The sequence below is a fragment of the Shewanella sp. AC34-MNA-CIBAN-0136 genome, assembly GCF_040309945.1.
Taxonomy (GTDB): Bacteria; Pseudomonadota; Gammaproteobacteria; order Enterobacterales; family Shewanellaceae; genus Shewanella.
Genome location: NZ_JBEOPJ010000012.1, coordinates 59,765 through 83,237, shown reverse-complemented (window position 1 = coordinate 83,237; position 23,473 = coordinate 59,765). Strand labels below are relative to the sequence as shown.

The following is a 23,473-nucleotide window of genomic DNA, read 5'->3' as shown; positions in this document are numbered from 1 at the left end:
AGGAACACTAACGTGAAATTGTTTAGTCCTCGGGTCATCAAAACCAGTCTCATCGCATTATGTTGTGCTAGCCTTGTCAGCTGCAGCAGCTCACTTTCAACATCATCCTTGCAACGGGATGGCTCTGCCTACATAAGCCAAGTACAAGCACAAGCAAGATCCAACGTGGTATCAAATGCACAATATGAGCTAACTTTCTTTTTAAGTGAGCACAGCCAATTCAGTGCAAAATCGATTGTTCACTTTGACTTAAGCAGCGTGCCAAAATCACTGACGCTTGATCTTAACAAAGCCAATATTAAGCAATTTATTGTTAACGGAACCAAGGTATATCCTAATTACAATGGCGCTTATATTGTGTTAAATCAAAGTCTATTAGTTGATGGTCACAACACTGTAGAAGTTGAATTTACTCGAGAACACAGTACCAATGGCGAAGGCTTACATCGTTTTGTCGACCCAGTAGACAGTAAAGTTTATTTGTATTCACATTTTGAACCTGCAGCCGCCCAGCAAATGTTTGCAGTATTTGATCAACCGGATCTTAAAGCCAGTTATCAGATTAACGTCCATGCACCCAAAGATTGGCAAGTGATCAGTGCCATGCGTGAAACCAATGTGGTTGACCAAGGCGATACTAACTTATGGACCTTCCCTGCTACCCCAAAATTAAGCCCATATAACTTTTCTATGCACGCAGGTCCGTACCATGTTTGGGAAGATAATTCAGGCCGTTATCCGATGCGTTTATTTTCGCGTCAGTCTGTGGCCAACCAAGTTACCCCTCAAGATTGGTTCACTTATACCAAGCAAGGTTTAGACTTTTTTGATAGCTACTTTGGTATTGCTTATCCGTTTAAAAAATACGACCAAGTATTAGTGCCTGACTTTCTTTATGGCGCAATGGAAAACGCAGGAGCGATCACTTTTTCTGAAGACCGTTTCTTATTTAATGCCAAGATGACTGCCGAACAAAAAGAACGTTTAGCAGGCGTTATCATGCACGAAATGGCGCACCAATGGTTTGGCGACTTAGTCACCATGAAGTGGTGGAATGGCTTATGGTTAAATGAAAGCTTTGCCTCATTTATGGGCACCCTTGCTACCAGTGAAGCCACTGAATTTAGTCATGCATGGCGCACTTTTTATGCCTCTGGTAAACAAGCTGCTTACCATCAAGATAGTTTAGTCACGACTCACCCAATTGAAGTGCCCGTGGCCACCAGCCAAAATGCCTTTGATAATATCGACGCCATTACTTATCAAAAAGGCGCATCGACCATCAAGCAATTACGTCATTTACTCGGTGAAGAAACCTTCCGCCGTGGAGTGAGCCAATATTTACAACAATACAGTTATCAAAATGCTGAGCTTAATGACTTTATCAACAGTCTAGCCAAGGCCAGTGGTCGTGATTTGTCTTTGTGGACTAAAGAATGGTTGTACGCGGCGGGTGTAAATACCATCAAAGCTCAGTACACTTGTCAGCGAGGTCAAATTGACTCGTTTGGGTTAGTGCAAACATCTGATGATGAACAACATCCAACGCTACGTGAACAACGAGTACAACTAGGGTTGTTCAACAAAACTCGATATGGCCTAGAAAAACAACAAGTGATTGCAGTGACATACAAAGGCGCTTATACCGAAGTTGATCAGTTAATTGGCGAGGTTTGTCCTGATTTAGTGTACCCAAACTATGATGACTGGGGATTTGTGAAAGTAACGCTAGACTCTAGCTCATTTAACACCGCCAAACAGTCTCTAGGTCAAGTAACCGATCCGCTATTACGCTCTATGCTGTGGCAAAGCATGTGGGACAGTGTGATTGATGGTAATACATCATTGGATCAGTTTTTAAATATCGCGTTAATTAATGCGCCACTCGAAAAAGACTACACCATTCTAGGCCAAGTACTTGGTAATCTGCAGCGTGCTAAGAACTATCTTGATTTAATGGCGCCAGCTAATGCGGCTTACAACAGTAAAATATCTAAGGCACTTAGCCAAATGAGCCTGCGGATGAGTATGGAAAGCTACCGGAATAGTGATTTTCAACGCCGTTGGTTCGATGCTTATATTAGTTTATCTAGCCATGGCGATGCGTTAAAACATATCCAATCATTACTGCAAAGTAAGAGCCATATTAAAGGGTTAAGCATAGATCAAGATTTACGCTGGGCGATGATCCGCCAATTAAACCGTTATGATTACGGTGATGCTCAGGCGCTACTCGCCCAAGAAAAACACCTTGATCAATCTGACTCTGGTGAAAAAGCCGCGATTGCAGCCGAGGTTATCCGCCCACAGTCATCGCTTAAGCGTCAGTGGTTAAATACCATTGAAAACAATGACAGCATGGCGTTCTCAAAAATTCGCGTCGCAATGTACAATATTTATCCGGCTGAACAAAAACTGTTAAGTGCCGCAACGGCAGAACAACGCTTTGCCAACTTGCCGCTAATGGACGATAAAGGTCCGGTATTTATGCGCAGTTTTGCGGCGCAATTAATTCCGACCGATTGTAGTGCAACAAACATAGATGCTATTAGCCACGTTTTAGATACACAAACGGGTTTATCACCATTGGTGAGACGCGCCCTACTCGAAACCCGTCAACAAGAACAACGCTGCGTAAAAATCAAACAAACATTACAGTAAGCTTACCCATTACAACGGTAAATCAATTACGTTAAATCTAAAAAAGCGCTGATATTTATCAGCGCTTTTTATTATCTTGACCAAATGGAGCCGACACTTAGCAAGTTATGTGGCGATCACTTTCAATAGTCCATCTATAAACATCATCATTGCCACTCACTAAGTGCGCACGCAAAAGCTCATCATCACTGGTGCATGATCGGTACTGTCGCTGTCGCGTTCATAGTCAGGCCGAACTAGATGACGATCAAACGTTTTATAATCAATTATATGAGCGAGGTTTTGCTGCTGAGTCGGATTAAACTCACTTGAGACTAATATGTAATCAAGTACTGAGCCACTGTTGCCATAGTAATGTGTCGGCTGCCTAGCAGGATGCGGTTGCTCATCCACTAGTGAGCTTGACTCAAATTCATCCAGGGCCAATGTTGCGTTACACTTAGTCGCGGCGATAAACAGCTCATAGCTGTCAAACAAACTGCTTTGCTGTAACTCTGCCATTAATGAGGTTTCACCTAGTTTAGCCAGCCCAGGGTCTTCAATATCACTGCGATACACTCGTAATTGATTATTAAATGCCGCTAAGAGTTCACTGCCCATGGTGTCATTAAAGTCACCCATCAGCATAAAGGGCTGCTGAGTTTGCTGTCGTCTCATCAGCATTTGATGGCACAATAGAGCTGATTCACTGCCGCGCTGTAAACTGGATGCCCAACGCCCAAGCACTTGCCGTGCAACAAAATCAGCACCGCCATGTAAGCCACTTTCACTGATATCGTCACGACTCACGCCACTGCGTTTAGACTTAAGGTGAATGACATAACAATCACATGGACCAAATACTGGTAACTGTATCGTAGCCCGTAACGGTTTACGGCTAAAACTAAATGACTCCGCTAAACCTAACTGGCTAACCCATTGCGGATCTGGGCTGACATTAGCTGAATCAATAATAGGATACTTTGATGCTATCGCGACCACAGGGCTGCGGTACACATAATCACTTACTACCTCGGGTAAATCTAGCGCCACAAAATATTCATAACCCAACGACTCAGTCAACTTAGCTAAGGCATCAGGACTAAACACTTCCTGAAAAGCAATAATGTCAGGTTGATTGTGGTTAATAAACTCACCTAACCATGCACATTTTTTTTGCCATTGCTTATCACTATAGATGTTTTCAAAGTCGTAGTAGGCGTGAGGCGGTTCAATAAAGTTAAATAAATTAATGCTTACGACACTAAATGTAAGCTCGGGTGATGGAGCGGTTGATACATCGTTTACGTCCAAAATATTTTGCTCTCTGTAAAACTTATATTAAGGGTACTGACAACATTGTTATTTGTCGAATTTAACTCCCCTCAACCAGGAATAATGCAACATAAACAAAATAACCTAAAAAAAACTGAACCTACATTCACAAATACGCGTAATGAATAATAGTTAGACGTTAAGTGATATCTGATTGACTATCCCCCGATATAGCTGATCCGATAAAGTAACACCCGATGTTCTAAGACAATCATCCTCCGTAAGACCCTTTATGGCTTATCCCTCACCCTGATAAGCCATTTTTTTACGGCATTGTTTCTATAGCACATGTGCTTATCGAACTAAAATGAATAGGAGTATATGATGGGATCACTCAATGCAAATAATCGGCATGTCTGCCAAACAATACAAATAGGCATTGCTACTGCCGTTGGGGTTTTATTATTAATTGGCCAACCCGTCTGGAGTGCCAGTGAGGACAACATGCTATTTCACTTTACTGACCCAAGCCACTTCACAGCGTGGAACATCAATAATGACACTGTGATGGGCGGTATTTCGCAAAGCCAAATGAAGCTTAATGAGCAACAAGCGTTATTATTCTCTGGACAGGTTTCCTTGGCAAATAATGGCGGATTTGCATCGACAGAATCCAGCTTTATCCATCAAATTGCCGATGCATCATTACTCACTATCACGGCCAAAGGTGACGGGAAAATATATCAAATCCGTCTAAAAACACCGAATTTATCTTATGGTGAAGCCTATGTGGCTAACGTTAATACTCAAGCTGATACACTCACTCAACATACTTTTACCCCGGCAGATTTTACTGTCAGCTTTAGAGGGCGAACGGTCACGAATGCCCCTACATTAAACTTTGAAGATATTGATCGTGTTGGTTTTCTCGTGGCACAAAAACAACAAGGTCCATTTATAATTGAGTTACACTCAATACAGTTTGACCGATAAATATGTTAATACATAAGGGTATTCATTGAATTTACCAATACACATAAAAGGCATTATTTTTGATTTAGACGGCACCTTAGTTGAGTCCAGTTTAGATTTTGACTTAATTCGCCAACAAATTGGTTGCCCTAATGGCGTAGACCTTCTTAAATACGTCGACGAGTTAAGTTGCAAAGCCACTCAAGCCAACGCAAACAAAATTATTCTTGAGCATGAATATCAAGATGCTATGAGTGCCAAACCAATCAAAGGCATGACCGAACTGATTAACGCTATTGAAGCGGCCAAATTACCCACAGCCATAGTGACTCGTAATAGCCTTGCAGCCAGTGCCATGAAGGTAACACAAAATAATATCGCCATAGACCATGTGTTAACCCGAGAGCACTTCCCTGCAAAGCCGGCACCCGATGCGTTACTGGCCATTGCAACACAATGGCAAATACATCCACAGCATATTATCTATGTTGGTGATTACTTATACGATATTCAAGCGGCTAATAACGCGGGAATGATAGCCTGTTTAATTAATCATGGCATCGAACGCGATTATCAACATTTAGCCGATATTGTTATCGAAGAGTTGAGTCAACTCCAGCAATTATTAATCAATAACTCACCGAGCGATTAACGCCAGTACTAACGTTAATAATAAATAAGAACTACCACATGAATATGAATCAAATTCACCCTAAAAAATTACTGAATAGTAAATGGACCAAAGTTAACGTGGTTCAAAAATTGAAGCATTTTACAGTGACTAAAGTTGAGTATGACGAGCAACAAAACGTGGTTGAATGTCTTATCCGTGCAGAAATGAATGCAGAAGAATTCTCTATTAATTGGCGCGTTCTTAAGGATCCGCAACAGTGGAAAATTGGTTGGCAATAATCTACTGCAAAACACATTTATTATGCCGTTTGATAATAAAAAAAGTGACTCTTGTTTAAATACAATGAGTCACTTTTTTATACTAGCATTAGCATAACCTTAGCTAACGAGTTTCAAGATAATAAACGGTTATCAAACCGCTTATTATCTGTTTACTATTGTATTGACTACAACAACTGACTATAACTTCGTTATTAGCCTTGCAACAAAAATAACCAGTTTGTCATTGAAACCCATTATTCTATTTAACTCGGCTATTATTTTATGATAAATATTGAACCTTCGATCCTAAATTGAAGGGTTTCTAAACCCCAATCAGATAACATGACATCCTGAATACGTTGGCCATCACCTTCACTACTACATCCCCACATTTTTGCACATGTTTGTCCCGCTATATTGGATCCAGTGCCTTTTGAAGTGTCAGGGATCATGTGGTTCAATTGGGTAATATGCGAGCCAAACATGTCTTCAAATGTATCCATTTGTACGTCAATGGTTTCCATTTCACCTTGAGGAAAATTGATCGCTGCAGTTTGCTGGTTTGAAACAGTTTTCTCAGGGATTAACGTGACAACATCTTTTGAAATTAAAGCGTAAAGTTTGCTCAGCGGTAAATCTTTAGTTGATTCATGTAGGTAAAGTATTTGCCCATAATTTCTGGCTGCAAAATTATTTTCTTCATAAGCTATAGCAAGGTATTGATCTGCAAGTGCCAAATCTTGTTCTACCATGCCACCACCTAAATACATTTTACCCAATAAATACGATGACTGAGAGTGGCCCATCTTTGATGCGAACTGTAAAAACTCAACACCTTCGTCGACATCTTTCAGAGGAGTATCTTGTAAATACAAGACACCCGCTTTATATTTTGCATCCAGTACACCATATTTACCTGCACGTCGGTACCATTTTAACGCCATGTCTAAATCTTTATCGGTGCCATAACCGGTGTAATAGAATTCAGCTAACATGGCCATTGCTGAGGAGTGGCCTCGTTTCGTTAAAATGCGATAGGCTTTAAAGTATTCAATACATTCAGACGTGTTACACTCAGGCAATTGGTTTGCTTGGCTTTTAAATGGAGCGAAAGCGAGAAAGCTTAATATTAAGCTCAAAATAATAGCATTTTGTTTCATCATGTTAAGTCCTTTTTATATACGATTCATTACTATTAGCATTTATATGCAAAATGTCTATAGTAATTATGTCTATAAAACTAACCGTACGTTATATCTAATATTATCAATCGATTACCTAATTATTCTTCAAAAGTAATCTAATACTCTAACAATAGCCACTTCCCTACTGCCATTAAAATCAATCCACAACTGACGAATATTAGTAAACTCATATACTCCAATGAGATTTATTTACCGCACACACCAATGTTCAACCAAATCGAGTAGCTTCAAATCGATTCAATATCCGATGCACCACATAACACAGTAATAATGTTGCCACGATAGCGACTAATATGCTGCTTATTCGGTACAAAGCACTAAAAACTAAGTCATTATCTGGGGTTAAGTATTGACCGAATAATATCCCTAAGGTGGTCATAGCACCGAATCCCACTCCAGAGCCACTCGCTTCTCTCACGTGTACTTGGCTAAACAACATTAAGCCTATCCACAATAGTGGTATCACAAAAATCAATAATCCAGACCAATCATAGAGTAACCCTTGTCCAACCAAGCCGAAAGTCACGCCAAACAAGGTACCGATAGCTCGTTTGCGGGCATAACCGAGTGCACCATTCCAATGCATTGGGAATAACAATAACAAGGTGGTGGCTTGAGCAGACATAGAATCACGTAAGTTAAATACCTGAAAAACCACAAATGATGCAGTTGCAATAGATGCACCGAGTAACGCTTCGTGTCGCATGCGGTTAGGCACTTTAACCACGGCAGCAACTGGCGCTCTTGGTTCAACATCGGGCCATAAAGCCGTCATAGCATAAGCGATTACAACAGAGGCCGCTGTCGCCCAAAAATTACTGAAAATGAGATTATTAATATCGACACTCGGATAACTGGCAAAGTGCAGCATAATGCTTAAGCTGATAACCCCGTTAGCGCCAAATAAAAACAAACTACCGCGTGACATTGCCGCAAAACGATACAAAAATAGCACAAACACGATAGGTAATATCACCCCAGCGTGAGAGCCAAATAAACCGCCTAAAATACCCACTTCAATCCCAGACATTACAGATGATGCCAATAATTGCCTCATCGCATGTGCATTCATCACAGGGACTAAACCCAGTAACAACATTGGAGTGACGGTAAAAAACACACCATAACTGAGATCGAAAAACTTGCATATCGCAAACCCTAGCGTGGCGCCTGTTGCAATGCGTAAACATTGGCGTAAATCGTTTTGAGTCAAAGGACTATGGCGTAATAACATATGAACAACCTACGACATTGATACAAGATACTGCACGCAAATAAATTAACCTGCAGCATTGCCTTGAGTGTGAATTGGTGTAATGAGTATTAACAATCAATATTGGGCTTAACTGCGGCGTTAATAGATATAATGCAGCGTGCTGATAACCTTAATTTGAACCTTGGCTAGAAAGCCAAGTAAACCGCTATTAGGTACTAATTGCACCGTTGCACGTGCTCCAGCGGGTAATGCATTAACGCCTTGGTGGTCAAGTTCAAGGTGTAATCGTAAGCGTTGAGCATCACGTACCCAACGTACCGATTCTTGCGGATCAGCTAAACGGCCATTGGCATCAAATTGCCCGGCACTCACACCGGCATCTACGGTACTAACTTTGGCATGATATAAACGTCCAGGTTGACCATCAAATGCAATAAGCGCAGTTGATTGTGGCTCAATACCGCGTAAACTTTTTTCTCTAAAATCAGCAATAATATCGACGTTTTCTGACACTACAGCTAATAGCGGCTGTCCAACAGTGGCAAAGCTGCCGACTTCTAACTGTAAGTTAGTCACCACGCCATTTTGGTCTGCGCGAATTTGAGTGTATGACAGGTTTAATTCTGCTTGAGCTAAACGATTTTGAGCTTGACGGACTTTTAAATTATCTTCGCCATTGCGTCCACGACTTACCACTAGCTTAGTTAAGCGAGCTTTAGCGGCAAGTAAATTGGCCTGCGCCGTGACGGCCTCACTTTGAGCTTGATCAGTTAACTGCTGCGATACACCTCGGGAGGCATACAGAGCATCAAGGCGTTTTGCTTCACTATTTCTCTGCTGTGCACTACTTTGATTTGCCTGAACATCTGCTTTGGCTGCTAGTATCGATGCATCAAGTTCAGCGTTATCTTGTTTTGCTTGCTCTAACGCCAATGTAGCTTGCTCAGCCGCTAACTCGTAAGGGGCTGAGTCGATGCTAAATAACACATCACCTTTAGCCACAAGTTGGTTATTTTCGACGGCAATAGATGCAATTTTACCACTGACTTGTGGCGTCACTTTAGTGACCATTCGTGTGGCCATGGCTTGCGGCGTCATAGGCATTACTGCATCGGCAAACATAAAGTAACCAAACACCATTACAAACATAAAAATAGCGATTTTAACGAGTCGAGCAAATTGTTGATCTGGGGTCATGTTATTTCTCATTCAGGAATTTTGTTGTCTTGTTCAGTGTTCTTATGCAGCGCAGCAAGAGCATTATCACTAATAAGACTAATGACACGTTCAAATTCACTTAATTCTTGGCTGCTAATACCTGCAAGTAAATCGCGACGAACCAACATAATGCGGCTTTCCATCTGCTTAAGCATGTCGATGCCTTCAGGAGTTAAGCTGACTATTCGTGCTCGCTTATCGTTCTCGCAGCAGCGGCGCTGTATATATCCTTGCTGTTCTAACTGGCTCAAAGTGCGCATTAAAGAGGGCAATTCTATCTCTAAAGCATCGGCAAGCACCTTTTGGCTCACGTTATCGCCCAAGCGCAGTAACTTCCACAGCGCAGTCCAGCGAGGGTGAGTTAACCCTAATGGTACGAGCTCCGCGTCTGCAGCGGTGCGCCATAAACGATGTAATCGCCCTAAGTGCTCAGCAAGTGAAAGTTCTTTTAATCGCTCTAATTCTTTATACATAATAAATTGCCATTTAGTTAGCGTGCTAAGCATTATAACAACTTAGCATGCTAAGTAAATGACTGATGTTAATTAATCCATAAAACCTCTATAGCGTTGAAACTAATTTATTGATAACTGTGACTAAAAATGACTAGCGTTGATTACACGAACAAGAAAGATTAGGCCTTTAGTCACATGACATTACCTGGAAAAGAGAAAATGAGTGTTATTTAGACAAAGATGATCAGTATCACCAAAACAAAGTGTCACTTTGACATTAACAGTCTTTTTGACACTCATTAAATATGTCACTTTGACAGCATATTAACGACAGGTAAAAACAAAATTCATTAATAACAGTAACTTAATAACAATAAAAAGTTGGCACGACTTGTGTAATGCTCTGGTCATCTGTATCAAAATGACTTTGCGCTAAGAGGACTTATGAGCAAAAATAAACTCACCGGCATTGCACTGCTAATCGTGCTAGTGGCTTCCTTCACGGTATTACTCAGTTTAGGCAGCGGCATATATCGAGAAAAACCGCCGATTCCAACGGCTTTCACTGACACCAGTGGCCAACCCATATTTACCAAAAATGATATTGAGCAAGGCCAACTTGTATGGCGTTCAATGGGCGGGCATCAGTTAGGATCAATTTGGGGCCATGGTTCTTATGTGGCACCAGATTGGACTGCAGATTGGTTACATCGTGAAGCCCAAGCTTGGTTGTCTATCACCGCAAACGAGCGCTATAACCGCGATTTCACTGAACTCGATTCAGAACAGCAAGCCGGTTTAGAAAAAGGCTTAAGAGATGATATTCGCCATAACACAGTGATCAAAGGTACTGGGGGTGAAACTCACGTCGCGCTGTCAAATACCCGAATTGCGGCAATTAATGAAGTGACTAAGCACTATTTATCGTTATTTGGTGATGATCCTGCATTAAGTTCATTACGTGAACAATATGCCATGAAAGAAGGCACTATCACTGATGCTGAACATCGTGAATTGTTAAATGCCTTCCTCTTTTGGGGAGCGTGGGCTGCGGTAACTGAGCGCCCTGGTTATGATTATACTTATACCAATAACTGGCCATACGATCCACAAATTGGCAACGTCCCCACTTCAGACAACATTGTTTGGTCAGTACTAAGCTTAGTGACATTGCTTCTTGGTATTGGCATGCTGGCTTGGCATCACGCCACCTGCAAAGAGGAACCATTGCCAGAACCAGCCAAAGGTGATCCATTATTTTTTACTAAACCTACTCCATCGCAAAAAGCCGTCGGAAAGTATTTTGTTACTGCTATTGGACTGTTTTTACTGCAAATATTAGTTGGCGGAATTACCGCGCATTACGCAGTTGAAGGCCAAGAATTTTATGGTTTCCCAATATCTGAAATTCTGCCTTATTCTGTTACCCGTACTTGGCATACTCAACTCGCAGTATTTTGGATTGCCACTGCATGGTTAGGCACAGGGCTATATATTGCCCCTGCACTATCAGGATACGAGCCGAAGTATCAACGCTTAGGGGTAAACGTTCTTTGGGTCGCGTTGGTCGTTATCGTATTGGGATCTATGGCTGGTGAATGGATTGGCGTACAACAATACTTTGACCTAGACATGAACTATTTATTCGGACATCAAGGATATGAGTACATTGATTTAGGACGCGTATGGCAAATATTATTGTTTGTGGGCTTATTAATTTGGACCGTGTTAATCACTGCAGCTATGCGCCCTGCATTAAAAGTTGACAGCGACATACTGCCGGCAATTTGGATTCTATACGCCTCTTGTGTCGCCATCGGTTTGTTTTATGGTGCCGGCCTGTTTATGGGCAAACACTCAAACCTTGCCATCGCTGAATACTGGCGTTGGTGGGTGGTCCACTTATGGGTAGAAGGCTTCTTTGAAACATTTGCAACAGCCGTTATCGCATTAATGTTAGTTCGCTTAGGCCTTATCCGTGCACGCAGTGCCAACGGTGCGGTATTATTCACAACAGTGGTGTTTTTAACTGGCGGCTTAATCGGCACCTTACATCATTTATACTTTACCGGTACCCAAACCTCAGTCATTGCTTGGGGAGCCATATTCTCGGCACTTGAAGTGGTGCCGTTAGCATTAATTGGTTTTGAAGCTGTGGGAACCTATCGTTTACGTAAAGCGAGCCCTTGGATGGAACGTTATCACTGGGTCATTATGTTCTTTGTCGCCACCTCATTTTGGAACTTAATTGGTGCCGGTGTATTAGGTTTCTTAATTAATCCACCAATATCGCTTTATTTTATCCAAGGTTTAAATACTACTGCGACACATTCTCATGGTGCATTTATGGGCGTGTACGGTATGTTAGGTATAGGGCTAATGCTATTCTGTTTACGCGGATTAACAGGCGATATGCAATGGAACCAAAAATACCTTAAAGGGGCATTCTGGACATTAAATATCGGCTTAGCAGCAATGCTGTTTATGTCATTATTGCCTGTCGGAATTGTGCAGTTCTTTGCGGTCATTGACCACGGCTATTGGTATGCTCGTTCACCCGCTGTGATCCACAGCGATTTAGTGGAAAGCCTTGTATGGACACGAATGTTTGGTGACATTATCTTCAGTATTGGTGGATTATTGATGGCGGCGTTCTTATTTGACATCATCAAGAAAGCCATTGCTAGCAAAGGCGTTAAAGCGAAACAAGCTAGTCCATTAACGATTAACTAAGTATGCATTAATAAACACGCTTTGATAACCATCATCAGGGGCCTTTGTGGCCCCTTTAGTTTCAACAATTTGGGCTTTACCCTTGTTGTTATATTCACACTTGTCATAATGACACTTATTATGTTCCTTTCTGGAGTTTAGCATGGCATTGAGACAAGCTGACTTAACCCGTATCGCACTTGATATCACGTCCAATTTATCTAAACGTGATCGATTCTCTCGTTTATTAACCACAGTAAGAGAAACCCTCGATTGTGATGCTGCTGCACTGTTATCGTTCCAAGGGCATCAATTCAAGCCATTAGCGATTGATGGACTGAGTGCGGATGTATTAGGACGGCGCTTTATTTTAAGTGAGCATCCGCGACTTGAAACCATTGCCCGAGCGGGTGATATTGTCCGTTTCCCTTCCAATAGCGAATTACCCGACCCTTACGATGGCTTAATCCCCAATGTAGATGGTGACTTAAAAGTGCATGCCTGCATCGGTTTACCATTATTCGCTAACGAGCAACTCATTGGCGCATTAACTATTGATGCATTAGATCCCAATAAGTTTGATCAATTCAGTAATAATGAACTGCGCAGCTTTAGCGCAATTGCAGCGGCTTCATTAAACAACGCATTGCTGATTGATAAACTTGAAAAACAAGCGTCAACGTTTACCATCCCCCATACCCAACCCTCTAGGCTATTAGACACAGAAACAGAAACCGAAATAATTGGTCAGGCCGATAATCTATTATCGCTGCTTAATGAAGTGAATGTGGTGGCAGAAACTGAACTCAACGTGTTGATTTTAGGAGAAACGGGTACCGGTAAAGAACTGATAGCCAAGCAGATCCATCAACAATCAGCACGAGCCAATAAACCACTGGAGTATTTAAACTGTGCTGCACTTGCTGAATCCGTTGCCGAAAGCGAACTCTTTGGTCATGTAAAAGGCGCGTTTACTGGCGCTATTAGCCATCGTAGCGGCAAATTTCAAGTAGCCGATAAAGGCACATTATTTTTAGATGAAATTGGTGAACTACCTCTTAACTTACAAGCAAAACTTCTGCGAGTACTGCAATTTGGCGACGTGCAAAAGGTCGGTGATGATCGTAGCTTAAAAGTCGATGTTCGTATTATTGCCGCAACCAATAAAGACCTAAAAAGCGAAGTATTGGCCGGACGATTTAGAGCAGATTTATACCATCGTTTAAGCGTGTTCCCGGTTATGGTTCCACCACTAAGAGAACGTCAACAAGATATCCATTTATTAGCGGGCTACTTTATCGAGCGCTATAGACAGCAATTACACTTGGCCCATTTAAGATTAGAGCCTTCATCATTGCAATTACTGGAGCAATATGACTGGCCTGGCAACATACGTGAACTTGAGCATTCCATTCATCGAGCCGCTGTTTTAGCTAAATCACAAAGCCAAAAAGATGGTTTATGCATCATTAACAACAGCCATTTTGAATTTGCACAGTCATCGCCTGATGCTATCCATTCAAACAAAAACCTGACGCTTAAACAGTCGGCAACATCTTTACCACAAACAAGCTTACGAGATGCAACAGATCAGTTTCAAAATCAATTTATCCAGCAAATATATACTCAGCAAGGGAGTAATTGGGCTGCAACCGCACGCCAATTGCAAATAGATTCAGGTAACTTACACAGGCTGGCTAAACGCTTAGGATTAAAATAAAAAAAGTAAAAAATTTCAGTTGAAATATTAGCCGTAATAAGTAACGATGCGCCCTAACCATCTGTACAAATGACCTGTACTAATTATTTGTACTAAATAGTCAAACTTGGCAAAATATTGTAGTCTGACTAATATAACGTCTGTTTTGGAATGATATAACCCTTATGATAAATTCGTTACGTTCTACTTTAATTGCAGCGACTGCCATTGTATTAAGTTTTTCGAGTGCTGCTGTTGAATATCGTCTACCGGCTGAAGGCAGTAATTTAGTAGGTGAAAATCAATATTATGTTGTTCCTGAGGGGAAACTAACCTTAGAGCAAATTGCTTCACAATTTCAGCTAGGGTTGACTAATTTATTAGAAGCTAATCCAGGTGTTGACCCATTCTTACCTAAACCGGGTAGCACATTACTGATCCCGCATCAGCTAATTCTACCTAACGCTAAAAGAGAAGGTGTGGTCATTAACTCTGCCGAGATGCGTTTGTATTATTATCCGAAGGGTAAAAATACCGTCGAAGTATTGCCTATTGGTATTGGTCAAATTGGTAAAGATACCCCTGAAAATTGGGTAACAACAGTACAACGTAAACGCGCTAATCCAACTTGGACACCTACGGTTAATATTCGTAAATCATACGCGGCTAAAGGGATAACATTACCAGCTGTATGGCCAGCAGGCGCTGACAACCCAATGGGGTTATTCGCCCTTTATGTCGGTAACTTGTATGCGGTTCACGGTACTAACGCCACGTTTGGTATTGGTTTACGGGTAAGTTCTGGCTGTGTTCGTTTACGCGATGAAGACATTGAACATTTATATAATAGCGTACCAGTTGGCACACGTGTTGAGTTTATTAACCAACCGATTAAAGCCACTGAAGAACCTGATGGTAACCGCTATTTAGAAGTTCATGAGCCACTGTCACGAACTCAAGCTGAATTTGATTCGTTAGAACCAGTAGCACTATCATTCGATAAAGCCATGACTCGCTTTGTTGCTCACCCAGACACTGACTCATTTACATTAAAACGATTACTTGAGCAACGTACTGGAATGCCAGCTCGGATTAATCCTTAGGCATTAACCGATAAGCATAAAATGTTTGGATTTCTGCAAACATAACAAAATGGCTTTGTTAATTCAGTAAACACTGTGATTAACAAAGCCATTTTTTATATCAGCTTGATAGTTACTCCCTACTCAGGATAAGAAATGAAGTTACTTATCAGGTGTACTTATCGTCGACCCATTCTGATCAACATTATCACTTTCACTCACATTCTGACTATCACCCAGCGCTTCACTGGTTTGTGCTAATGCATGTAAATCTTCCATCGCCACATTAATGTCACTTTGACCGGCATTAATTAACTCTTCGGTTTGCTCGGCAAATGAAGTCTGTTGATCCATTTCTTGTAGAAGCGCGGCAGCATTTTCTTCTGTTATATTTAATGCTGATTGTGGGTATTGCTGAGCATTTGCTTGATTACTATCAGCTGACGGTGCTTGACCGCGATTTAGCATGGAGCTAATTGTCGGTTGCATAACCATAGCGGTAATAATCACGATTGCGGCCACAGCAACCAAACTAAGCTTACCCATAGAAATTGGCGTTTTCTTATCCGGCATTGAAGGAGTTTGATTGAGTTCGGAAAAACGTTCGTTATCAACCTGGGGTAACCCAGACGATTCAGGCCCTTTAGTGCGCATGCCGATAAATTGACCGCCATCATAAATTTCCATTTGATGGCTGGATACTTCACCCTCGACAATACCCGAACTGACAATTATGAGTTTATTACAATGTAACTTGCCTTTGAATAAGCCAGACACTCGCAGCTCTTGACAAAAAACCTCACCTTCAACCACACCACTAGGTTCTATTTTTATTTGATCGGTTGAACTGATTTTACCCTTAGTTTGGCCCGCGATTATTGCTGGACCTTGAATATGCATATCACCTTCCAACGCCATATCGACACCAATATAGGTCATGCCCTTATTTTTATTATTCATTTTGGGTCCTTGTTAGGATTATTACTCTTGGTTATTATTCTTAGTTATTACTCTGGGTTAATCGTCTTTGTTGATAGATTGTTATTTTTATCACAAGAGCTTAAAGGAAATACACTTCATAATAAAGTAAGTCGTTAATGGTATAATACCCAGATCAACAATTTACCCTAAGTGCTATGTCGCCATTACAAGCTTACCAACAACGTCTTCAGCAAAATATTGTTGATGATCCTGCACAGCAGCAAGCAATACTCGCGCTTGATTTGCTTTATCAACAATGTCTCTGTGTTAATACAAACAGCCGAGGCTTATATTTATGGGGCGATGTAGGCCGAGGAAAAACCTTTTTGATGGACCTATTCTATCAAAGCTTGTGTGACCAGATTCAGTGCGATCAGATTCAGTGCGATCAGATTCAGTGCAACCAGAGCATGTATAGCTCACAACATAAAACGGATAAAACCGTATTACGCCTGCACTTTCACCGTTTTATGGCCATGGTCCACCAGCAATTAAATCAAACTTCGGGGATACGTGATCCATTAACTCACATAGGCAAGCAGATTGCGGAGAAATATTCTGTTATTTGTTTTGATGAGTTTTTTGTCGCTGATATCGGTGATGCCATTTTACTCGGTCGATTATTTGAAACATTATTTCAGTCAGGCGTCATCTTAGTTGCAACCTCAAATGTACCAATAATCGACTTGTATAAAAATGGTTTACAACGCGATCGTTTTTTACCCACAATCGATCTGCTCCTACAATATACCCAATCGATCCACTTAGACGGTCAAATCGATCATCGCTTACATTTTAGCGCCGTAACGCCTACAACATCAGCCCGCTGGTTAACATTGCCGTCGGCAATAACGCCTCAAGCGGTGTTTACACTTTTGTGTCAACAATACCCACAAGCTAATGTCAGCATAATAAATACACCTGACTCAATTGATATTTGTCAGCGCACTATTGCCATTGAGGCTCAATATGGACAACTTGCTTGGTTTGAATTTTCAGCTTTGTGCCAAGGCCCACGTTCGGCATTGGATTACATTGAATTAGCTAGCCGATTTAGCCATATATTGCTCAGTAATGTGCCTACATTAGGCGGTGAAGTACGTAGTTGGATTAAAGCTCGCGGCACCGAAGATGGCGCATTAGCTACCACCACAGGCGAACGACAACTGGCGTATGCCAGTGAAGACGATCCGACTCGACGCTTTATTAGTTTAGTGGACGAATTGTATGATCAAAAAGTGATGTTAATCCTCAATAGCGACTGCAACTTAGAAGATTTATATATCGACGGGGCATTACAATTTGAATTTAGACGCACTTATAGCCGCCTGATTGAAATGCAACAATGGGTGTAAATAAGCCTGCAGCACTGAAATGAACCGCTTAACAGGCGAGTCTATGCAGTAGATTATGAAGCTTGATAGTTTTCAACATCATTAAAACGAAGTAAAAAGTTGTCAAGAGCATCATTGGTCGGGTAATCGAACTGATATTTATTGTGAAAAAATACTGTCAAGCTAACCTGAGCATCGGCTAAAGTAATGGTATAACCATCATGATCCGTTTGCGCACTGATTCCACACAACCAATAATCATGACCATTATGACCGTCTTCAAGCGCCCGCTTCTCACCATATTGCGTGACTTTGTTAAACACTTTCAACGCGCGGTGAATATCAATTTCATTTTTCATATCATGCTCTGCTATTAATGTTTTGCATTATCATTTAAGCATACTATACGCCATTTGCACTTAATAGATCAGCGAAGAAAAACATGATAAACCCGCAAAGTACAACACGACTGATCAGCCGTAAATGGATAAGTTTACTATAGCAGTATTTTTTCGCTGAAAAGATTTCCCTTTGTTAACACAACAAGGCAGAATCGCGATACTTTATAACAGACAGAACCTATACCATGCCTGATATTGTGATTGCCTTTTTTGCCCTCGGTTTGCTTGCCGGGTTGATAAAGTCTGATTTAAAAGTCCCTAAAGCAACCTACGAAACCCTATCTATCTTACTTATGCTTACACTAGGACTAAAAGGTGGCATGGCACTGCATGGAGAAACTGCCAATTTAGCGATCACCGAATTACTGTCTGTTATTGCACTTGGATTCATTATCCCACTTAGCCTTTATCCTCTACTGCGAAAATTAATTCAATTACCGCAAAAAGAAGCCATAAGTATTGCTGCTCATTACGGCTCTGTGAGTGCGGGAACATTTGCCGTGGTGATGACCATGGTCGATCAATCTCAGTGGCCTTTACGACCTGAAACAACGTTGTATCTAGTGCTACTCGAATTGCCTGCAATTATTATCATGCTTTGGCTACACCGCTACTTACAAGCAAAAGTAGCAGGCGATAGCCAACACTCTTCGGCAGGCAGCGTATTACATGAAGCGCTGACAAGCCGCGGAGTCGTATTACTCTGTGGAGGGGTGATCATAGGCTGGATATATGGCACTAGTGGCATGGCACCACTTACACCAATGTTATTGGGTGGTTTTAAAACGTTATTAGCACTATTCTTATTAGAAATGGGGATTAGTACCGCCAAAGTATGCTTCCCTATTCCTTACAAACAATGGCGTTTATTGGTATTTGCTGCGGTAATTCCATTTATTTTAGCTTGGGCGGGTATCGGCTTAGGCGTGTTACTTGATTTACCTTCTGGCAGCATATTAGTACTTGCAGGCTTAAGTGCAAGTGCGTCTTATATTGCTGCGCCGGCCGCAATTAAGGCAGCAATACCAGACGCTAATATTGGTTTAGCGATGTTAGCATCACTCGGAATAACGTTCCCAATAAACGTATTAATTGGTTTACCTATCTATAAAATGTGGATAGAACAAATACTAAGCTGAGCATTGATACACTCATAACCGTGCCGATAAATCGATGTTAGCAGTTGTTGTTAACGAACGTTATTAACGATTGTTGTTAACAATCGTTAATAACGTTGATTTATTTCGCTGCGAATATGCAAATGAATAATAGTTGCGCCAAGTGTATTATTTGCAGCGGCTCAACGAGTTTAACGTTTGTAGCTTATCAAATCAGTTACATGCGCAGATAAAAACACCAATATCATCAGCCGAATCATCGCTATTTCACATCAATTTGAGTTCTCTGGTGATGTTTTTCTTTATCGACAAACATGGCTTTATCGACCTTAACCAAATAATCATTTAACGATAATGACTGCCTAGCTTGTCGATGCGCCACGCCCTTACTGTACTTTAATTGGTATGGTTTACCACTGTGCAAATTATGTTGATTAACGCACTGTTGAAAACGTTGTAATACATTATTAACACTAATTTCATCGCTTTGGCTCAGCATTACCACAAATTCATCACCAGCAAAGCGGGCAATAATATCCGATTCGCGGAAGCTGTCGATCAATAAGCCAGCAAAAGTCCTCAAGGCAGTATCACCTTCTTCATGGCCAAAATTGTCGTTAATTGCTTTAAAATAATCTAAATCAAAGAAAATTAAGCACGTTGCAAAATCAAGCCTATCACCATAAGCAAGCGTCTTATTAGCGAGTAATTCAAAGCCTCGACGATTAGAAATACCGGTTAGCGCATCTAAGGTATTTTGCTGAATCGACAGCAGTTCTTCTGCGACAATTTTGCCAAGGTCTTCCAAGGCATCTTCATCATCTTTAGAGAAAGATCTCGGCTTGTCATCGATAATACACAAGGTACCTACCCTCACACCATTAGGCATAGTCAACGGATAGCCGGCATAAAATCGAATCTTAGGAGCCGCCAATACAAGCGGATTGTCGGAAAAACGTTCATCTTTTAGTGTATCTGGCACAACTAAAACATGTTGTTGATTAATAGTATGACCACAAAATGAAATATCACGCCGGGTTTCGCATACATCCAACCCCTGCACAGACTTGAACCATTGGCGATCGGAGTCGATTAAACTCACCACACTAATTGACACTGAAAACAATCGCTTAGCCAACCGAGTGATACGATCAAAACGTTCTTCAGCGATCGTATCGAGCACGTTCAGCCCTCGAAGCGTTTCGAGTCGAGTGTATTCATTGTCAGGTATCGGTGCCAGCAGCATTAAACAACCTATTCAATCAAAATAATAGTTCTATAATCAAAGCAGTTAAGTGACTAAATATCAACCTAATCTACTTTGATTAATGTTTAAACCGATAGAATTTCATTATAAATTTCAATTACACTGTCGATTTTTTGTTGCACACTTTGTATGGGTAATTTACCGGGCAACTGTTGTAATGTCAGTTCATGATTCTCGTCACGCAGCCAGCAATAGGTTTGGGTTAAATGTTGGGCTTGCATGATGGGTAATAACTCCAACTCCGCCAACACTTCAAAGATACGCACATTATCAGACCAAATGGTTAATTCCTGATATTGATGAGCATTCGCTAACACTAAGTACTGAGCGATAAACTCTATGTCTGCAATACCACCAGCACTCTGTTTTAGATCAAATTGCCCTGGTTCAACTTGCAACAAGTGCTCACGCATTTTTATCCGCATGTCTTTGACCGCTTTGGCTAATACCTCTTTATCACGCTCTATTTTCAATATTTTCGCACGTAAATCACTAAAACGACCGGCAAGCGAATAATCACCAAATACAAAACGAGATCGCACTAATGCTTGATGCTCCCAAGTCCACGCTTCTTGTTGTAAATAGGTACCAAAATGCTCAATCTCACTCACCAACAAACCAGAAGCACCTGACGGACGTAAGCGCATATCCACTTCATATAACTCACCAGACGTTGTCCGGGTAGCAAATAAATGCACAATACGTTGGGCAAGCTTGAGGTAGAAATGGCCGATATCAATAGGACGCTTACCATCAGTTGTGCCAGCACCTGTGTGGCCGTGTAGAAACACCAAATCTAAATCAGAACCATAACCCAGCTCAATTCCACCTAACTTACCGTAACCAATGACGGCAAAACCCATGTTACTTGGGCTCGTTCCTGCAGGTATACCATGGCGAGATGCCACCTGATGCCAAGCTTGTAGTACAACTTGTTCGATAATGGCTTCAGCTAAAAAGGTTAAATGATCGCTAACCTGCATGACAGGTAATACCCCAGTAACATCTGCGGCCGCAATCTTAAGCTGCTGAGACAATTTAAACTGCCGTAACGCTTCCATTTGCTGTTCCATGTCATCTTCAGGTACACGTAATAAATACTGACGTAATTCACTAGGATAATCATCAATCGAAGTAATGTCATACAGCTGCGACGGATCAATTAACTCATCGAGCAGCATTGGGAAATTCGCCAGTTCGCGGGCAATCCAAGGGCTTGCACAACACAAACTCACTAATTGCTGTCTAGCGCCTGGGTTTTCACATAAAAGCTCTAGATAGGTAGTACGGGTTAAAATTTTATCCAGCACTTTAGCTACTGGTTTAAACGCCTGGCTCGGTTTAGTTTGAGTGACTAACTCTTCAAGCAACTTAGGCATTAATTTGTCTAGCGTTTCACGTCCTCGAGGTCCGATAGAACGTTTCGACACCGTTTGATGCCACTCATTTAATAGTGGCCATAATTCGGCATCATCGATTTGTTGCTCTTGCAACAAGGCGTTAGCGTGTTCATCTTGCTGCACATTCCAAAATAAAGCAGTCCAATGATCATTGTGTTCATGGCTGTCAGTACCACCCACAGTGGCATTAAAATGGCCATGAATGGTGACCATTGCTTGATTAATTTTTTGACGAAGTTCGGCTTCATCGGCCATGTCTAGCGGATAACATAAACGTTGCCAATCGAGCTCATTATTAGGCAGGGTTTGCGTTTGCTTATCGTCAATGGCTTGCAACAAGTTTTCCACTCGACGCAATATAATATAACTGTGTTTAAGCTCATCAACCGCTAAGTATTCCAATTGCCCTAAGCTGTACAAGGTATCAATGGCGCCAAATAAACTTTGCTGACGCAATGCAGGCTCGCGGCCACCACGGATCAACTGAAAACTTTGCACCACGAATTCAACTTCGCGGATCCCGCCGGCGCCAAGCTTAATATTATCGGTTAACTGACGACGCCTAACTTCTTGGGCGATTAATTGCTTCATTTTACGCAGTGATTCAATCGCAGAAAAATCAATATAACGGCGATAAACAAATGGTCGTAGTAGGTCATGCAACTCATCGCAATAGCCAGACCAAGGTCCAAGTACGCGCGCTTTGACCATGGCATAACGCTCCCAATCACGGCCTTGCTCTTGGTAATAGTCTTCTAAACCGCTAAAACTGACCACCAAAGGACCACTTTCACCATAAGGTCGTAGACGCATGTCGACACGGAAAACGAATCCATCCACGGTGACTTGGTCGAGTAAATTCACCAAGCGTTGTCCCATGCGGATAAAAAATTGCTGATTTGCCTGAGTCCGTCGACCGCCAACGGTTTCACCATGTTCTGGAAAGGTAAAAATTAAGTCGATGTCTGATGAAAAGTTAAGTTCACGACCACCCAGTTTACCCATGCCTAAAATCAATAAGGGTTGTGGCTTACCTTCAGCACTTGTTGGTGTGCCGTATTGTTGACACATCTCTTGATATAACCAATCACGTCCAGCAATTACCAATGCCTCTGCTAATGCAGATAAATCGAGTAATGACTCTTCAACTGGGGTGTAATTTAAAAAGTCACGCCACGCTAAGCGCACCATTTGCAGATTACGATAACGACGTAAGGCAGACTTAACTTGCTCTTCTTGAGTTAACTCAGCTAATAGCGAATGTAACTGCGCATCAAACTCACTGCGCACAACATCACTTAATAAGCCATCAAATAACTGCACAATCCATTCTGGATGACGACAAAGTTGCTCACCCATATAGTCACTTAAGCCAAATACGGCCTTTAACTCTTGCTGTTGCATGGCTGTCAGTGCTGTTTTAGCTTCTGGCCAAACGTCGCAGAGTCTTAACCAGTAACGATCTGCGCTGTCTAGCATCGCTGCAGATAATACCTTGTTACTTTGGTTTTGCATGGCAATAATGATCCCTAAAGAAAATGAACGTTGAACATATTATGTCGTGAATGGTATATCTATCAGCCAGTCAAATGATCAGATTAATA

Annotated in this window: 18 protein-coding genes; 9 read left to right on the top strand and 9 right to left on the bottom strand. The window is 41.5% G+C overall.

Annotated elements, in window-relative coordinates; all coding sequences use genetic code 11:
• Window positions 1–12: 12 nt before the first annotated feature.
• Window positions 13–2,661, top strand: coding sequence for an aminopeptidase N (gene pepN / locus AAEY94_RS13275; protein ID WP_350979026.1), 2,649 nt, complete (start codon window positions 13–15; stop codon window positions 2,659–2,661).
• Between the two features lie 159 nt (window positions 2,662–2,820).
• Here pepN and AAEY94_RS13270 read toward each other — a convergent pair whose 3' ends face one another.
• Complete coding sequence (locus AAEY94_RS13270; RefSeq protein ID WP_101085295.1) at window positions 2,821–3,954, bottom strand: endonuclease/exonuclease/phosphatase family protein; 1,134 nt, start codon at window positions 3,952–3,954, stop codon at window positions 2,821–2,823.
• A gap of 342 nt (window positions 3,955–4,296) precedes the next feature.
• Between AAEY94_RS13270 and AAEY94_RS13265 the strand changes: the two genes are divergently transcribed.
• From AAEY94_RS13265 to AAEY94_RS13255, 3 genes are read left to right on the top strand one after another with little or no spacing between them, the layout of a single operon-like run.
• Window positions 4,297–4,908, top strand: a complete 612-nt coding sequence (locus AAEY94_RS13265) for a CIA30 family protein (RefSeq protein ID WP_101085294.1) — start codon at window positions 4,297–4,299, stop codon at window positions 4,906–4,908.
• 25 nt (window positions 4,909–4,933) lie between these two features.
• On the top strand, window positions 4,934–5,539 hold the full coding sequence (locus tag AAEY94_RS13260) for an HAD family hydrolase (RefSeq protein ID WP_059746633.1): 606 nt from the start codon (window positions 4,934–4,936) through the stop codon (window positions 5,537–5,539).
• 38 nt (window positions 5,540–5,577) lie between these two features.
• Entirely contained in the window at window positions 5,578–5,799 is a 222-nt protein-coding gene (locus tag AAEY94_RS13255) for a TIGR02450 family Trp-rich protein (protein ID WP_101085293.1), read from the top strand.
• Between the two features lie 257 nt (window positions 5,800–6,056).
• Here AAEY94_RS13255 and AAEY94_RS13250 read toward each other — a convergent pair whose 3' ends face one another.
• The 4 genes from AAEY94_RS13250 to slyA form a co-directional block, all read right to left on the bottom strand.
• On the bottom strand, window positions 6,057–6,944 hold the full coding sequence (locus tag AAEY94_RS13250; protein WP_101085292.1) for a tetratricopeptide repeat protein: 888 nt from the start codon (window positions 6,942–6,944) through the stop codon (window positions 6,057–6,059).
• 250 nt (window positions 6,945–7,194) lie between these two features.
• A complete protein-coding gene (locus AAEY94_RS13245) occupies window positions 7,195–8,220 on the bottom strand; it encodes a DUF2955 domain-containing protein (protein ID WP_192114224.1) in 1,026 nt (341 codons plus the stop codon).
• Between the two features lie 120 nt (window positions 8,221–8,340).
• Window positions 8,341–9,399 carry an HlyD family secretion protein gene (locus AAEY94_RS13240; protein ID WP_101085290.1) on the bottom strand — a complete coding sequence of 353 codons (1,059 nt, stop codon included), beginning with the start codon at window positions 9,397–9,399 and terminating at the stop codon, window positions 8,341–8,343.
• Window positions 9,400–9,407: 8 nt separating this feature from the next.
• Window positions 9,408–9,893: a transcriptional regulator SlyA gene (slyA, locus tag AAEY94_RS13235; RefSeq protein WP_101085289.1), complete on the bottom strand. Its 486-nt coding sequence runs from the start codon at window positions 9,891–9,893 to the stop codon at window positions 9,408–9,410.
• 426 nt (window positions 9,894–10,319) lie between these two features.
• Between slyA and AAEY94_RS13230 the strand changes: the two genes are divergently transcribed.
• The 3 genes from AAEY94_RS13230 (at window position 10,320) to AAEY94_RS13220 (ending at window position 15,389) form a co-directional block, all read left to right on the top strand.
• A complete protein-coding gene (locus AAEY94_RS13230; protein ID WP_101085288.1) occupies window positions 10,320–12,608 on the top strand; it encodes a nitric-oxide reductase large subunit in 2,289 nt (762 codons plus the stop codon).
• A gap of 142 nt (window positions 12,609–12,750) precedes the next feature.
• Window positions 12,751–14,307, top strand: coding sequence for a nitric oxide reductase transcriptional regulator NorR (gene norR, locus AAEY94_RS13225; protein WP_162023849.1), 1,557 nt, complete (start codon window positions 12,751–12,753; stop codon window positions 14,305–14,307).
• A gap of 167 nt (window positions 14,308–14,474) precedes the next feature.
• A complete protein-coding gene (locus AAEY94_RS13220) occupies window positions 14,475–15,389 on the top strand; it encodes a L,D-transpeptidase family protein (RefSeq protein WP_101085369.1) in 915 nt (304 codons plus the stop codon).
• Window positions 15,390–15,530: 141 nt separating this feature from the next.
• Here the strand turns inward: AAEY94_RS13220 and AAEY94_RS13215 are convergent, their stop codons facing one another.
• Entirely contained in the window at window positions 15,531–16,328 is a 798-nt protein-coding gene (locus AAEY94_RS13215; protein ID WP_101085286.1) for a polymer-forming cytoskeletal protein, read from the bottom strand.
• A 176-nt stretch (window positions 16,329–16,504) separates the two neighbouring features.
• Here AAEY94_RS13215 and zapE point away from each other — a divergent pair, with 176 nt between their 5' ends.
• Window positions 16,505–17,704 (top strand): cell division protein ZapE, encoded by a 1,200-nt coding sequence (gene zapE, locus AAEY94_RS13210; RefSeq protein ID WP_101085285.1) that lies wholly within the window; start codon window positions 16,505–16,507, stop codon window positions 17,702–17,704.
• Window positions 17,705–17,757: 53 nt separating this feature from the next.
• On the opposite strand, the gene AAEY94_RS13205 is transcribed toward zapE, so the two are convergent.
• A complete protein-coding gene (locus tag AAEY94_RS13205) occupies window positions 17,758–18,042 on the bottom strand; it encodes a DUF3081 domain-containing protein (RefSeq protein WP_101085284.1) in 285 nt (94 codons plus the stop codon).
• A gap of 227 nt (window positions 18,043–18,269) precedes the next feature.
• Here AAEY94_RS13205 and AAEY94_RS13200 point away from each other — a divergent pair, with 227 nt between their 5' ends.
• A complete protein-coding gene (locus AAEY94_RS13200) occupies window positions 18,270–19,223 on the top strand; it encodes a sodium-dependent bicarbonate transport family permease (protein WP_101085283.1) in 954 nt (317 codons plus the stop codon).
• 241 nt (window positions 19,224–19,464) lie between these two features.
• On the opposite strand, the gene AAEY94_RS13195 is transcribed toward AAEY94_RS13200, so the two are convergent.
• Entirely contained in the window at window positions 19,465–20,448 is a 984-nt protein-coding gene (locus AAEY94_RS13195) for a sensor domain-containing diguanylate cyclase (protein ID WP_101085282.1), read from the bottom strand.
• 86 nt (window positions 20,449–20,534) lie between these two features.
• The gene (glnE, locus tag AAEY94_RS13190; RefSeq protein WP_101085281.1) at window positions 20,535–23,390 is read right to left on the bottom strand and encodes a bifunctional [glutamate--ammonia ligase]-adenylyl-L-tyrosine phosphorylase/[glutamate--ammonia-ligase] adenylyltransferase; all 2,856 of its coding nucleotides are present in this window, start codon (window positions 23,388–23,390) and stop codon (window positions 20,535–20,537) included.
• Window positions 23,391–23,473 lie beyond the last annotated feature (83 nt).

Coding starts and splice junctions, on each gene's coding strand:
- AAEY94_RS13255 (WP_101085293.1), top strand. CDS start 5,578: ATGAATATGAATCAAATTCACCCTAAAAAATTACTGAATAGTAAATGG.
- AAEY94_RS13205 (WP_101085284.1), bottom strand. CDS start 18,042: ATGAAAAATGAAATTGATATTCACCGCGCGTTGAAAGTGTTTAACAAA.
- AAEY94_RS13195 (WP_101085282.1), bottom strand. CDS start 20,448: ATGCTGCTGGCACCGATACCTGACAATGAATACACTCGACTCGAAACG.
- AAEY94_RS13215 (WP_101085286.1), bottom strand. CDS start 16,328: ATGAATAATAAAAATAAGGGCATGACCTATATTGGTGTCGATATGGCG.
- slyA (WP_101085289.1), bottom strand. CDS start 9,893: ATGTATAAAGAATTAGAGCGATTAAAAGAACTTTCACTTGCTGAGCAC.
- AAEY94_RS13240 (WP_101085290.1), bottom strand. CDS start 9,399: ATGACCCCAGATCAACAATTTGCTCGACTCGTTAAAATCGCTATTTTT.
- norR (WP_162023849.1), top strand. CDS start 12,751: ATGGCATTGAGACAAGCTGACTTAACCCGTATCGCACTTGATATCACG.
- zapE (WP_101085285.1), top strand. CDS start 16,505: ATGTCGCCATTACAAGCTTACCAACAACGTCTTCAGCAAAATATTGTT.
- AAEY94_RS13245 (WP_192114224.1), bottom strand. CDS start 8,220: ATGTTATTACGCCATAGTCCTTTGACTCAAAACGATTTACGCCAATGT.
- AAEY94_RS13250 (WP_101085292.1), bottom strand. CDS start 6,944: ATGATGAAACAAAATGCTATTATTTTGAGCTTAATATTAAGCTTTCTC.
- AAEY94_RS13230 (WP_101085288.1), top strand. CDS start 10,320: ATGAGCAAAAATAAACTCACCGGCATTGCACTGCTAATCGTGCTAGTG.
- AAEY94_RS13200 (WP_101085283.1), top strand. CDS start 18,270: ATGCCTGATATTGTGATTGCCTTTTTTGCCCTCGGTTTGCTTGCCGGG.
- AAEY94_RS13265 (WP_101085294.1), top strand. CDS start 4,297: ATGATGGGATCACTCAATGCAAATAATCGGCATGTCTGCCAAACAATA.